Source organism: Mycetocola sp. JXN-3 (assembly GCF_014522285.1).
Lineage (GTDB): Bacteria > Actinomycetota > Actinomycetes > Actinomycetales > Microbacteriaceae > Mycetocola > Mycetocola saprophilus.
This window is the reverse complement of the sequence record NZ_CP041635.1, coordinates 1,639,779-1,652,341: the sequence shown is the minus strand read 5'-3', so window position 1 is coordinate 1,652,341 and position 12,563 is coordinate 1,639,779. Positions and strand designations below refer to the sequence as shown.

12 protein-coding genes and 3 tRNA genes are annotated in these 12,563 nt (G+C 66.2%); 2 read left to right on the top strand and 13 right to left on the bottom strand.

Annotation, left to right across the window (positions count from 1 at the left end):
• Nucleotides 1-8 precede the first annotated feature (8 nt).
• The 3 genes from C7C57_RS07660 to C7C57_RS07650 all read right to left on the bottom strand — a co-directional run bounded on the left by C7C57_RS07660 (nucleotide 9) and on the right by C7C57_RS07650 (nucleotide 2,490).
• Nucleotides 9-82, bottom strand: a tRNA-Ile gene (locus C7C57_RS07660).
• Nucleotides 83-156: 74 nt separating this feature from the next.
• Nucleotides 157-1,413 (bottom strand): glycosyltransferase, encoded by a 1,257-nt coding sequence (locus C7C57_RS07655; protein WP_255505812.1) that lies wholly within the window; start codon nucleotides 1,411-1,413, stop codon nucleotides 157-159.
• Nucleotides 1,414-1,563: 150 nt separating this feature from the next.
• Nucleotides 1,564-2,490 carry a DMT family transporter gene (locus C7C57_RS07650; protein ID WP_255505811.1) on the bottom strand — a complete coding sequence of 309 codons (927 nt, stop codon included), beginning with the start codon at nucleotides 2,488-2,490 and terminating at the stop codon, nucleotides 1,564-1,566.
• 43 nt (nucleotides 2,491-2,533) lie between these two features.
• Between C7C57_RS07650 and def the strand changes: the two genes are divergently transcribed.
• Nucleotides 2,534-3,100 carry a peptide deformylase gene (gene def, locus C7C57_RS07645; RefSeq protein ID WP_187978176.1) on the top strand — a complete coding sequence of 189 codons (567 nt, stop codon included), beginning with the start codon at nucleotides 2,534-2,536 and terminating at the stop codon, nucleotides 3,098-3,100.
• A gap of 69 nt (nucleotides 3,101-3,169) precedes the next feature.
• On the opposite strand, the gene C7C57_RS15840 is transcribed toward def, so the two are convergent.
• From C7C57_RS15840 to dusB, 8 genes are all read right to left on the bottom strand, one after another.
• On the bottom strand, nucleotides 3,170-3,298 hold the full coding sequence (locus tag C7C57_RS15840; RefSeq protein ID WP_255505810.1) for a hypothetical protein: 129 nt from the start codon (nucleotides 3,296-3,298) through the stop codon (nucleotides 3,170-3,172).
• A gap of 55 nt (nucleotides 3,299-3,353) precedes the next feature.
• Nucleotides 3,354-3,428 (bottom strand) — tRNA-Asn (locus C7C57_RS07640).
• Between the two features lie 162 nt (nucleotides 3,429-3,590).
• Nucleotides 3,591-3,989: a hypothetical protein gene (locus tag C7C57_RS07635; protein ID WP_187978175.1), complete on the bottom strand. Its 399-nt coding sequence runs from the start codon at nucleotides 3,987-3,989 to the stop codon at nucleotides 3,591-3,593.
• Nucleotides 3,990-4,374: 385 nt separating this feature from the next.
• Nucleotides 4,375-4,446, bottom strand: a tRNA-Asn gene (locus C7C57_RS07630).
• A gap of 109 nt (nucleotides 4,447-4,555) precedes the next feature.
• On the bottom strand, nucleotides 4,556-5,302 hold the full coding sequence (locus tag C7C57_RS07625; RefSeq protein ID WP_187978174.1) for an ATP-binding cassette domain-containing protein: 747 nt from the start codon (nucleotides 5,300-5,302) through the stop codon (nucleotides 4,556-4,558).
• Between the two features lie 3 nt (nucleotides 5,303-5,305).
• Nucleotides 5,306-7,216 (bottom strand): DNA primase, encoded by a 1,911-nt coding sequence (gene dnaG / locus C7C57_RS07620; protein WP_030143652.1) that lies wholly within the window; start codon nucleotides 7,214-7,216, stop codon nucleotides 5,306-5,308.
• 95 nt (nucleotides 7,217-7,311) lie between these two features.
• Nucleotides 7,312-8,568 carry a deoxyguanosinetriphosphate triphosphohydrolase gene (locus C7C57_RS07615; protein ID WP_187978173.1) on the bottom strand — a complete coding sequence of 419 codons (1,257 nt, stop codon included), beginning with the start codon at nucleotides 8,566-8,568 and terminating at the stop codon, nucleotides 7,312-7,314.
• On the bottom strand, nucleotides 8,543-9,697 hold the full coding sequence (gene dusB, locus C7C57_RS07610; RefSeq protein WP_030143654.1) for a tRNA dihydrouridine synthase DusB: 1,155 nt from the start codon (nucleotides 9,695-9,697) through the stop codon (nucleotides 8,543-8,545). Before dusB ends, C7C57_RS07615 begins: the two co-directional genes overlap by 26 nt.
• 123 nt (nucleotides 9,698-9,820) lie before the next feature.
• Here dusB and cyoE point away from each other — a divergent pair, with 123 nt between their 5' ends.
• The gene (gene cyoE / locus C7C57_RS07605) at nucleotides 9,821-10,774 is read left to right on the top strand and encodes a heme o synthase (protein WP_187978172.1); all 954 of its coding nucleotides are present in this window, start codon (nucleotides 9,821-9,823) and stop codon (nucleotides 10,772-10,774) included.
• Between the two features lie 57 nt (nucleotides 10,775-10,831).
• Here cyoE and C7C57_RS07600 read toward each other — a convergent pair whose 3' ends face one another.
• Both C7C57_RS07600 and recO read right to left on the bottom strand, forming a co-directional pair.
• Nucleotides 10,832-11,635, bottom strand: coding sequence for an isoprenyl transferase (locus tag C7C57_RS07600; RefSeq protein WP_187978171.1), 804 nt, complete (start codon nucleotides 11,633-11,635; stop codon nucleotides 10,832-10,834).
• Nucleotides 11,632-12,426 carry a DNA repair protein RecO gene (recO, locus tag C7C57_RS07595; RefSeq protein WP_187978170.1) on the bottom strand — a complete coding sequence of 265 codons (795 nt, stop codon included), beginning with the start codon at nucleotides 12,424-12,426 and terminating at the stop codon, nucleotides 11,632-11,634. The genes C7C57_RS07600 and recO overlap by 4 nt, the downstream gene beginning before the upstream one ends.
• Nucleotides 12,427-12,563: the final 137 nt, after the last annotated feature.

Here is a 12,563-nt window from a genome sequence, read left to right as displayed (position 1 = left end):
CACTCTTGTAGGGCGGGCGGGACTTGAACCCGCGATCGTTCGGTTATGAGCCGAATGCCTTAACCAGCTTGGCTACCGCCCCAGGTTGTGTCCCCGAGGGAACACAACGGTCCTATCTTATCGCCAGCGGAGCCGACGACACGACGAGGCTCCCGGCTATTCGGCCGACTGTTCGGCACCGATTTCGGTGACCGGATCTACAACCTCTTCGCCGCGATACAGCGCCTCGAAGGTGTTGAGGGTGCGCTCGATATCGTGCGGCGCGATCAGGCGCAGCGAGGCGTTCTTGAACGCGTTGAGCTTGTCAGTGTCGGCCGTCAGCACGTCGGTCAGCTTCTCGGCCAGATCGGCCACGTTACCGGGCTCGAACAGGTGGCCGTTTTCGCCGTCGTGTACCAGGTGCGGCAGCGCCATCGCGTCGGCGGCCACCACCGGCAGCGCGGTGGACATGGCCTCCATCGTGGCGATCGACTGCAGCTCGGCAATCGAGGGCATCGCGAACACGGTGGCGTCGGTGTAGGCCTGGCGCAGTTCCTCATCGGTCACATAGCCGGCGAAGTGCACCCGCTCCCCCAGACCCAGCTCGCTCACGAGCTCCTGGAGCGCCTTCTTCTGGTCGCCGCCCCCGATGATGGTGAGCTTGGCGTCGAGTTCGGGGTCGAGGCTGGCCACGGCGCGGATCAGCACGTCGATCTGCTTCTCGCCGGTGATCCGACCGACAAACAGAATCCGATTCTCGGTGCGCGGCTCGAAGCTCGGCGTGTAGCGCGAGGAATCGATACCGCAGGAGATCGCGTGGACGTCTCGAATGTTGGTGTAGCGCTCGAGGAAGTCGGCGGCGCGACGGGTCGGGGTGGTCACCGACTCGGCCCGGCCCAGCGCACGCTCGGCCAGGCGCCAGGCCCAGGCGATCAGCTGCTTCTGGAAGGCCTGCGGGACCATGGTGAACTCAAGCATGTTCTCGGGCATCACGTGGTTGGTCGCCACGATACGGATGCCGCGCTTCTGCGCCTGCACCGAGAGTCCCCGGCCGATCACGAAGAAGGACTGCGAGTGAACCACGTCGGGCTTGAGCTCATCCAGAACCTTTGCCGCGTTGCGGTTGATGGTCCAGGGCAGCGCAAACCGCAGCCAGTCGTGCGGATACCAGCGCACGCTGAACAGGCGGTGCAGGGTCATCCGCTGGCCCTCGTGGGGCTCGGTCCAGGTGCCGTGACGGTAGGAGGCGGCGGGAGCAACAACGTGGACGTCGTGTCCGCGGGCGACCAGGCCGGCGGCGAGACGCTCGGTAAACCGGGCGGCGCCGTTGACGTCGGGGGCGAACGTGTCGGTTCCGATCACGATGCGCAGCGGCCGCTTTGCCGGAGTCGTCTCGGCGATGTGCTCGGGACGGTTTTCGGTTGAGTCGGTCAAGATGTGGAGGTCCTCCATGATTGCCGGTTTCAGACCGGTCTGCTGAGGCCAAACTGCGGCCTCGGGGTCACCCTATTCTAACGGCTCCGACCATCCCAACGCTTGTTATCCATGCGTGTGTGGCGCGAAGATCAATCGCTGGTATGAGGTTTAGTTTGCCACCTGCGGGTGATGCCGGGCGAGTTGGAACACTCCCCAGACCGCGATGGCACCGGCCACGATAAAGCCGATGATGGCCCACAGCGGCGCGCCGTCGGCCTCGCCCAGCACGATCACGGCGATGGCCACGGCGACCATCGGATCCACAACCGTAAGCCCGGCGATCACCAGGTCCGGCGGGCCCGACGCGTAGGCGTTCTGCACGAAGTACGCGCCCAGTCCGGTTCCGGCAAGCAGGCCGACGATGCAGATCACGGTGAGCCAGTTGAAGTCCGAGGCCTGCACGCGGCTGATCACAACCTTGGCCAGGGTCGCCACGAAACCGTAGACCATTCCGGCGGAGATGATGTAGAACAGGGCCCGCGCACGGGTGCGGAAGATCGCGAACATGGTGCCCAGAATGAGCAGCACCACACCGAGAATAATCAGGATCGTGATGAGCTTTTCGTCGGTCACCGGCTTTTCGCCGCTGACGGTTGCGGCGATGCCCACAAACAATCCGATACCCAGCACACAGGCGGCAATCGAGATGATGCCGGCGCGGGTCATCCGCACCTTGGACACACGCGAGTTAACAATCGCGGTGACCACCAGGGCGATCGCTCCCAGCGGCTGCACCAGAATCAGGGGTGAGAAGGCCAGCGACACCAGTTGGAACACGATGGCGAGGCCGAGCATTAGCGTGCCGATCACCCAGGACGGACGCTTCAGCAGGAGCGTCAGCTGGCCGACGTTGAGCCCATTTTTCCCGGTACCCTCGGTGGCGTTATCCACCTTGTTGACCCCGCGGTGCTGGAACTGCGCGCCGAGCGAGAGGAAGACGGCACCCACGATGGCGATGGGGACACCGATCATCTGGGTGGGGTTCTGGAAGGTCTCCAGACTGACCTCGGTCAGGAAATCTAGTACGGGGCTCACCCATTGAGCCTACCGTGAGCCGCGCGAAAGATAGGGTAGTGGCATGGCTATTCTTCCCATTTGCATCAAGGGCGAACCGGTGCTGCACACCCCGGCCGCCCCGGTGACCGAATTCGACGCGGAGTTGCGTACCCTCGTCGAGAACATGTACGAGACCATGGACGCGGCCCCCGGCGTCGGCCTGGCGGCGCCCCAGGTGGGCGTCGGCCTGCGTCTGTTTGTCTACAGCTACGAGACCCCCGAGGGCGAGCCCTGGCGCGGCGTGGCGATCAACCCGACGCTGCTGATCAGCCCGGCCGAGCCCGGCGAGCCGGACGAGGACATCGAGTCCGAGGGCTGCCTCTCCTTCCCGGGTGAGCGCTTCCCGCTGCGCCGCTCCGAGCGCGCGGTACTGACCGCCGTGGACCTGGACCAGAAGCCCTTCACCCTGGATGTGACCGGATGGCGTGCGCGGATCCTCCAGCACGAGTACGACCACCTCGATGGATATCTCTACCTGGACCGCCTGGGCACCGGTGACTGGAAGACCCAGGACCGCCTGACCCGCAAGTACCGCTGGGGTGTGCCGGGCCTCAGCTGGACTCCCGGCGTGGACGACATCGACGCGTAGGTTTTCCGACACCACCACCAAAACGGGCCCGTCCACTTTCGTGGACGGGCCCGTTTTGTGTCCGGGGTATTAGCGCGTGAGGGTGCTGATGACCCACACCACGCCGACCAGGACGATCAATCCGATCAGGGTGTAGCGCACGGCTCCGCGTGCGATGCGTGCGGCCCGGCGGGTGCGTTCTTTTTCGTAATCGCTCATGCCCGTTCCTTCCCGCATAAAACAATACGCGCCGGGAGGACCCGGCGCGTATCAGTGGCTCCCCGACTTGGATTCGAACCAAGGACCTGCCGGTTAACAGCCGGCTGCTCTGCCGCTGAGCTATCGAGGATTACGGCGTTTGTTGCTACATGAGTTACTTTACTACAGGCCCGCGGCGCGCTTCAATTCGAGACGAAATCTGGGCGTGTCCCGCATGTTTCCGGGGAACCGACCCGGCCGCCGACGCACCGCTCGCCCATGCCGGGCACCCACCCGGAATTCGCGTCGCCGGTTAAAGATGCTCGCGCTTTGGGCGCTTGCGATGCGCCAACATGCCCCACCATCCGGTCCACGTCCCGGCGGAGGCAAGGAAGGTGCGCCCCGAGCGTCGTAGTTGCTCCGCCACGCCATTGGGCCAAATGGGGGCGGGCAAGCTCGCGGGAATCTCGCGCAGGGAGTACGACTTCACCACATCCTCGGGATCCCAGGGGTAGGGACCGCGCGGGCACTCAATGCCTGGCGAGCTAAGCCCGAAGAAGACTGGTCCCCGGGCGGTTTCACGGAACACTTCTTCAAACAGAAAGGTAAGCCCGGAGACTGAAACGCAGCACATGCTGGTAACCCACAAGCTGTCATCGGCGAGGATGATGGACAACGCGCTCCACCGAACTATCGTTTCGTCAGCACTCATGAGGGTACCTCGACTCAATGGCGACGGTCGAGGGGGCGTCGGAGGGTGGAGATGAGGCGTTAGCCGCGCCCGAAGTCCCGACCACAACCAGAATTGCTGCACTCAGCAGCGACAAACCAACACTGCGTTTTTGCAAAGCTCTCCCTCAATTTCTGCCTATTGGGAGAGCGGCCGTTAACTCGAAGCTACCACCTATTTTCGGAGATTCTAGGGTGGGCGACCAGCTAGTTCGGCTGCCCTATCTAGATCCTTAACGCCCTCTTTTGCTAAGGACAAGTTAAAGAAGAGGTTGGGCATTAAATGCCCAGGGCCTTCGCAGGGGAGCTTTGCCGCGAGTTTTGAGGTACTAAAAAGCCCCGGGAAGGTGGAGCTTCCCGGGGCTTAGCTCCCCGACTTGGATTCGAACCAAGGACCTGCCGGTTAACAGCCGGCTGCTCTGCCGCTGAGCTATCGAGGAAGATGCCTGCTGGCGTGTTACTACTGTAGCAGCGCGATTGGGCCGGAACGAAATCGAGCGCGCCCCGGGCGATTCGTGTCGCATATACGCCCCGGGGCGTGCGCGAATGCTATGCCGATACGGGCTTGGCGGGCCGTGGAGCGCCCTCGGTGTAGGCGACCGGGGTTCCGCGATCCAGGGTCAGGATTGGCAGCGCCACGGAGCCACACAGGTCGGGTTCGTTACTGACCAGGAGGACGGTTCCGCCCGCGGTCAGCAGGCGGGTGATCGCGTCGGCGATGGCCGGGCGCACGTTGGGGTCCAGGCCCGCGGTGGGCTCGTCCAAGATCAGGAAACTCGGGTCCCCGGCCAGCTGCAGGGCCAGGCCCACCCGCTGACGCTGACCGCTGGAGAGTTCATTGGCGAAGCGGTCGAGGACCGAGAGCGGGAGGCGGGCGTCATCCAGCAAATGCGCAACACGCTGCCCCACCGCCGGATCGTCCAGACTCGGATTGTGCTGACGTACCCGCTGGGCAAGCCCGGCCGCGACCGTCTGCATGCCAAGGATCGCACCCTGTTCACGCTGGGGCAGGTACCCGATCCGGGCACGCGCACGCTTGCGGGCGCCGTGTCCGAAGCCTCTCAGGCGTGCGCCGAGCACGCTTCCGGTACCCCCGATCACGCGCGCGGGCGCCCCCGGACGCAGGCTCAGGATGCGGGCGAGCGTGGATTTACCCGAGCCCGCACCACCGGAAAGGACCAACCCCTCCCCCGCACCGACCTCGGCGGAGACACCGGAAAGCGCCACGTGTCCCGCGTGGCCGGGGCGCATCGGATAGCCGATGGACAGGTCATCGAGGGACAGCACGGCGGTCATGAATTACTCCGATCGCAGGGTGCGACGCTCGGCTTCGAGCGCCATCAGTTCGGTTTGAACCGCGCGGTAGGCCTCGCGGTCGGTGGGGTCGGTGCGCTGCAGACGTCCACGCAGCTCATGGGACTGCCGCAGCAGATCACGATCGATCAGCGCCACGGTGATCCCGTTAACGTAGCCGCCGAGCTCGTCGGCACCGCGCTGCGGTATCGGTGCGATGGCCAGTTGTTCCACCAGGGTACGAATCGGCACCGGCACGGTGGCGGCCACTGTCTGGAACCAGTCGGGCTGGCCGAAGCGGTCGAGGGTTGCGGCGATCCCGTCGCGGACGATGGCCAGCGCGGGGTTCACAAACCCCGTGTGCATCGCCCGTGCCACCAGTTCCACCGGCACGGTTTCGGGGTGCTGGAGCACGGCCATGATCGCGTCACGCTCCAGGCGCGTCACCGGATCCGAGGGCAGGTCGCGCAGCGACACCGGGGGTTCATCCAGGATGATCACCTCGGCCGAACCCTGCGCGGCGGACTCCATCCCCGCGGACGGCACCGCCGGGGCGGGCAGCTCGCGGCCGCGCGCGGGGGCCGCCTGCTCCCCGCGGCCGGGCTTGGCGCGCGCCACGGCCGACTGCACCTCGGGCAGGTCCATCCCCAGCTGACGCGCGAGCACCCGGGTGTAGCCGGGGCGAATCGCCGGATCGCGGATCTCGGCAATCACCGGGGCGGCCACGCGCAGCGCGCCCACCCGACCCTCGACACTCTCCAGGTCGTATTCGGAGAGCAGCTGCCGGATGACAAACTCAAACATCGGCTCCTTGTTATCCAGGAGCGCGCGGACGGCCGCGTCACCGCGCGCCAGGCGCAGGTCACACGGGTCCAGGCCGTCGGGGGCGACGGCCACATAGGTCTGGGCGGAGAAGCGCTTCTCCTCGGCGAAGGCACGCATCGCGGCCTTCTGCCCGGCGGCGTCGGGGTCGAAGGTGAAGACCACCTCACCGGTTCCGGAGTCGTCCCCCATGATCCGGCGGATCAGGCGAATGTGCTCGACCCCGAACGCGGTGCCACAGGTGGCCACCGCGGTGGTGATCCCGGCCAGGTGCGCGGCCATGACGTCGGTGTAGCCCTCAACCACCACAACCTGACCGCCGCGGGAGATATCGCGCTTGGCCAGATCGAGCCCGTAGAGCACCTGGTTCTTGTGATAGACCGCGGTCTCGGGGGTATTGAGGTACTTGGGGCCCTTATCGTCCTCCAGCAGTCGGCGGGCACCAAAACCGATGGTCTGCCCGGTGACGTCGCGGATGGGCCAGACCAGGCGACCCCGGAAACGGTCATAGACGCCGCGGTCTCCCTGACTGACGAGCCCGGCGGCGATCAGCTCCTCGACAGTGAAGCCCTGCGCCTTGAGCGCATTGGTCATCCGATCCCAGCTCTTGGGCGCGAAGCCCACGCCGAAGTGTTCGGCGGCCACTGGATCGAAGCCGCGCTCCCCCAGGAACTTTCGTCCGGGTTCGGCGTCGGGGGCGCCGAGCTGCTCGCGGAAGAACACTCCGGCGGCGGCGTTGGCGGCGAGCAGGCGGGCGCGCTGTCCGTGATCGGAGCGACCACTGCCGCCCTCCTCATACTGCAGCTGGATGCCCGCGCGGGACGCCAGGCGTTCGACGGCCTCGGCGAAGGACACATGATCGATCTTCTGCAGGAACGAGATGGCATCGCCGCTCTCGCCACAGCCGAAGCAGTGGTAGTAGCCCAGCTGCGGACGCACGTGGAAGCTCGGGCTGCGCTCATCGTGGAAGGGGCACAGGCCCTTCATCGAGCCCACACCGGCGGATTTCAGCGTGACGTGATCCCCCACAATGTCCGCGATGTTGGTGCGCGACTTTACCTCGTCGATATCGCTCTGTCGGATCAGTCCTGCCATTGCTCCAGTCTAGTCCCGCGGGCCGACATCCGGGGCCCGGACGCGCGCGGTCCCACCCCCGTAATCAGGGGTGGGACCGGGAAACGCGGTGCGGACTAACCCAGGCGCTCGAAGCGGCTAATCGCGGCCTGATCCGTCAGGCTTGCAACCTGATCCACCACGACCCGACGACGCTGCGCATCGTCCTCGGCGGCGGCCCAGTCGGCGGCAAAACCGATGTCCAGCAGCTCGGGTCCGCGCTCGTAGATGGTCTCGGCGAGGGTGGTGAGAATGTCACGCTGCTGGCGGTAGATCGGCTGGCGACTTCCGCGGCTCATCACGAATGCCGCCACGATGCCCTTGAGTACGGCAATCTCGGCGGCGATCTCGTGCGGAACCACGACGTCGGCGTTGAACCGGATCAGGCTCGCCGCGGGGAACGCCTCGCGGGTCGCGAGGGTGGCAGCCCCGGCGAAGCGACCAATCATGTCGCTGGTGAAGGTTTTCAGACGCGCCTGGGCGGGCCGGGAGCCATCCCACGCGGTGAGCCAGCTGGGGACCTCGCGGATGCGCTCGAAGGCGGCGCCGAGGTCGTCAATGCCAAACTCGTCGCCCGCCCACTCGCGAACCTTGACGAGCAGGACCTCGTGTCCGGCACGCGAGGCCAGCATGGCCGGATCGATGTACTCGCCCACCACCGCATCCTCGAAGTCGTGCACCGAGTAGGCGATGTCATCGGAGAGGTCCATGACCTGCGCCTCGATGCAGCGGCGGCGATCCGGTGCCCCGGCGCGCAGCCACTCAAATGCCGCCGAGTCCTCGTCGAAGAACCCGTACTTGGCGCGCCCGCCGGGGTCGGCGACCGCCTGCGCGGCGGGCCAGGGATACTTGCAGCTCGCGTCAAGGCTCGCACGGGTGAGGTTCAGACCGTAGGCACGCCCGTCCTCCCCGAAGACCTTGGGCTCAAGCCGGGTGAGGATGCGCAGGGTCTGAGCATTGCCCTCGAAGCCGCCGATCTGCTCGGACCAGTCGTTGAGCGCGCGCTCCCCGTTGTGCCCAAAGGGTGGGTGGCCGAGGTCGTGGGCGAGGCAGGCGGTGTCCACCACGTCCGGATCGAGGCCCAGGGCAAGTCCCAGCTCGCGACCAACCTGGGCGACCTCGAGTGAGTGGGTCAACCGGTTGCGGGCAAAGTCCAGCCCCGCGGTGGGGCTCAGCACCTGGGTCTTTGCGGCCAGACGACGCAGCGCGCTGGAGTGCAGCAGGCGCGCGCGGTCGCGGGCAAAGTTGGATCGGTGCGACTTATGGGTCTCGGGGAACCACCGCTCGGTGTCGGCGGCCGAGTAGCCGTTATCCACCGCTGGTGTCTCCGGCACCCTCGGTCAGGCGCTCACGCTGGTCGCCCTCAAGCTCACGCGAGTTCAGCCAGTTTTCCGGCAGCACCACACGCTTGGGGCTTCCGGCACGGCCACGCTGACCCTCGGCACCCTCGGTCGGATACGGGGCGTCGCCGAGTCGCTCAACCAGCTCATCCACCTCGGCGAGGCTCGACACCAGCGCCAGGGCGCTGCGAATCTCGCTGCCCACCGGGTAGCCCTTGAAGTACCAGGCCACGTGCTTGCGAATGTCGCGGCAGCCACGCTCCTCGCTCTCGAAGAACTCGGAGAGCAGTTCGGCGTGGCGACGGAAGGCCTGTGCGACCAGGGCCAGGTTGGGGCGGTGGCGCTCCTCGGAGCCGGTGAACGCGGCGGCCAGGTCGCCGAACAGCCACGGCCGTCCGAGGCAACCGCGACCCACCACGACGCCGTCGGCGCCGGTCTCGCGCATCATCCGCGGGCCGTCCTCGCCGCTCCAGATATCTCCGTTGCCGAGCACCGGGATGCTGGTGACGGTCTCCTTGAGTCGGGCGATCGCCGACCAGTCGGCCTGACCGGAGTAAAACTCGCTCGCGGTACGGCCGTGCAGCGCGACGGCCGAGGCACCGGCGGCCTCGGCGATCCGGCCGGCATCAAGATAGGTGAGGTGCTCGGGGTCGATGCCCTTGCGCATTTTCACGGTGACCGGCAGGTCCCCGGCACCGCGCACGGCGGACTCGACGATGTCCTGGAACAGATCGAGCTTCCACGGCAGCGCCGAGCCGCCACCCTTGCGGGTGACCTTGGGGACGGGGCAGCCAAAGTTGAGGTCGACGTGGTCGGCGAGGCCCTCATCGTTGAGTATCCGCACGGCCTTGTACACGGTCGGGGCATCCACGCCGTACAGCTGAATGCTGCGGGTCTTCTCGGACGGATGGTGGGCGATCAGCCGCATCGTCTCGGGGGTGCGCTCGACCAGGGCACGCGCGGTAATCATCTCGCTGACGTACAGGCCGGCACCGTATTCGCGACACAGCCGGCGGAACGCGGTGTTGGTAATTCCGGCCATCGGCGCGAGAACCACGGGCACGTCGAGGGTCAGGCTGCCGATACGCAGCGCGGGGGCGGGAGCAACAACTGAAGTGGACATCGCATCAATTCTCCCAGATGATCGCGCGCGCGGCGAACTCGAGGCCCGGGAGGCGGACATTTACCGTTCACAGCACGGATATACTGGAGTTTGCTATACGCGCTGATCGGAGCTTTTTCTCGTATGACCCTGCACGGCCCCACCCCTGCTTTTCACGCCGGTTCCGATGGAACCGACGCGGCACTCGCATCTCGTGCCCAGGGGGGATCGTTCCGTGACCGGATCACCCTCTACTACACGCTAACCAAGCCGGGGGTCCTCTACGGCAACGTGCTGACGGCCGCCGCCGGCTTCCTGCTGGCCGCCCGCGGGCAGGTGGATCTGTGGCTCTTCGCCGCGCTGATCATCGGCACGACCCTGGTGATCGCCGCCGCCTGCGTGCTGAACAACGTGCTGGACCGCGATATCGACACCAAGATGGAACGCACCCGCAAGCGCGCCACCGTGAGCGGCGGCGTGGGGGTCCGCAATGCGGTGATCTTCACCATCGTCCTGTTTGTGGTGGGTAACGCGATGCTGATCGCCTGGACCAACTGGCTCGTGGTCGCCGTGGGTCTGGCCGGTTTTGTGGTCTACGTGGTCTTCTACGGCATGCTCTCCAAGCGCCTCTCGATCCACGGCACCCTGGTGGGCAGCGTCTCCGGCGCCGCGCCGATCCTGGCCGGGTACGTGGGCGTGACCGGCGCGATCGATGCCTCGGCCATCCTGGTCTTCGCGATGCTGTTCTTCTGGCAGATGCCCGAGTTCTACTCGATCGCCGTCTACCGCCGCGACGAGTACGCCGAGGCGGGTATCCCGGTAATCTCGGTGGTCAACGGGATCAAAAACACCAAGACCCAGATCTTCTGGTACACCCTGGCCTTCGTGGCCTCGACCCTGCTGCTGCCGGTGTTTGGACACGTGGGGATCATCTACACCGTGGTCATGGGTGTGCTGGGCCTCTACTGGCTGTGGATCGGGTTCCTCGGTTTCCGCGCCAAAGATGACGACGCCTGGGCCCACCGCATGTTCCGCTTCTCGCTGATCATGATCCTGGCCCTGTGCCTGATGCTCTCGATCGGCCCGATCATCCCCTAGTTTTTCGCGGCAAAAAGCCCCGCCCGGCGTAAACCGGGCGGGGCTTTTTCATGCCCGCTACGCCTTAGGGGCGTCGATCGCGCCGCCGAAGCGACGATCGCGGCCGATGTAGATCCCGATTGCCTCCCACAGCTGCTCGCGGGAGAAGTCGGGCCACAGGGTGTCCAGGAACACCATCTCCGCATAGGCCGACTGCCACAGCATGAAGTTCGAGGTGCGCTGCTCCCCCGAGCTACGCACAAACAGGTCCACATCCGGCATATCCGGGAGGTAGAGGTGCTTGGCGATGGTCTTCTCGGAGATGGAGCCGGGCTTAATCTTGCCCGCCTTCACACCCTCGGCGATCTCCCGCACGGCATCGGCGATCTCGTTGCGACCCCCGTAGTTCACACACATGGTCAGGGTCAGCACGGAGTTAGATTTGGTCAGTTCCTCGGCGTACTTGAGCTCCTTGATGACCGACCCCCAGAGCTTGGGGGTGCGCCCGGCCCAGCGCACCCGCACGCCCCACTCGTTGAGCTGGTCGCGCCTACGGTGCAGCACGTCACGGTTGAAGCCCATCAGGAAGCGCACCTCATCCGGGGAGCGTCGCCAGTTTTCGGTCGAGAAGGCGTACACCGAGAGGTGCTTGACCCCGGCCTGGATCGCGCCGGCCACGACATCAAGCAGCGCGGCCTCCCCCGCCTGGTGACCCTGGACCCGCGGGAGGCCGCGGGCGTTCGCCCAGCGACCGTTTCCATCCATCACGATGGCCACGTGCTCGGGCACCCCGGCCCGGGGGAACTCGGGCGGATAGATGCCGGTCCAGTCGATCGGGCGATACGGGACCGCGTCACGGTGGGTAAAGGGCTTCGGGGTCATGCGGTGGCCTTCGGTTCGGGGGCGGACGGGGGCGAGGGCTGCGGCACGGCCGCGACGGTGTGAGCCTGGGATCCGTCCAGGTGGTCGAGGGAGCGGAGGCTGCGATCCAGGTGCCACTGGGCGTAGGCGGCGACGATGCCGCTGGCGCGCTTTTGTACCTGCTCGGGGACATCCTCGGTGAGGTCCCAGGCCCCGGCGAGGAGCGCGATCAGGAGCTCACGGGTCGCATCATCGAGGATCGCGGCACCCTGCGGGGCGCAGTCGGAGCACACGGCACCGCCCACCTGCACCATCACGCGGGCGTGCGGGCCGGGACGACCACAGCGGGCACAGTCCTGGAAGCTCGGTGCCCAGCCGGCAATCGAGAGGGCGCGCAGCAGGTAGGAGTCTAGGGTCAGCGTGGGGCTGTGTTCGCCGCGAGAGAGCGAGCGGAGGGCGCCCACCAGCAGCAGATACTGGCGCTGAGCCGGATCGGTTTCGGTCAGCCGGTCGGCCGCCTCCACCATCGCGGTCGCGGTGGTGTAGAGCGCATAGTCGGCCACGATCGGAGCACCGTAGGAGCCGAGGGTTTCGGCCTGGCTGATGGTGTCGAGGGTGCGACCCTCATAAAACTGGATGTCGGCCACCATAAACGGTTCGAGCCGGGCACCAAACTTCGAGCCCACCTTGCGCACACCCTTGGCGACGGCGCGAACCTTCCCGTTATTGCGGGTCAGCAGCGTACAGATGCGGTCGGCCTCGCCCAGCTTATGGGTGCGCAGAACCACTGCCTCATCACGGTAAATTGCCACACCCCTATTATCCGCTACGCCGGTGACACCGGGCGAACCGGGAGGCCGTGTTCGGTTGATCCTCCCAGGATGACCCGGGCGGCGTCATACGCGTCGTGTCCTCTGGAATCCGGGCGAGACTGCGTGTTAGATGGGGA

Bases quoted from the DNA above. Each gene is read 5' to 3' on its own strand.
- cyoE (WP_187978172.1), top strand. From the start codon at position 9,821: ATGACCCTGCACGGCCCCACCCCTGCTTTTCACGCCGGTTCCGATGGA.
- def (WP_187978176.1), top strand. From the start codon at position 2,534: ATGGCTATTCTTCCCATTTGCATCAAGGGCGAACCGGTGCTGCACACC.
- C7C57_RS15840 (WP_255505810.1), bottom strand. From the start codon at position 3,298: ATGAGCGATTACGAAAAAGAACGCACCCGCCGGGCCGCACGCATCGCA.
- C7C57_RS07635 (WP_187978175.1), bottom strand. From the start codon at position 3,989: ATGAGTGCTGACGAAACGATAGTTCGGTGGAGCGCGTTGTCCATCATC.
- dnaG (WP_030143652.1), bottom strand. From the start codon at position 7,216: ATGGCAGGACTGATCCGACAGAGCGATATCGACGAGGTAAAGTCGCGC.
- C7C57_RS07600 (WP_187978171.1), bottom strand. From the start codon at position 11,635: ATGACCCCGAAGCCCTTTACCCACCGTGACGCGGTCCCGTATCGCCCG.
- dusB (WP_030143654.1), bottom strand. From the start codon at position 9,697: ATGTCCACTTCAGTTGTTGCTCCCGCCCCCGCGCTGCGTATCGGCAGC.
- C7C57_RS07625 (WP_187978174.1), bottom strand. From the start codon at position 5,302: ATGACCGCCGTGCTGTCCCTCGATGACCTGTCCATCGGCTATCCGATG.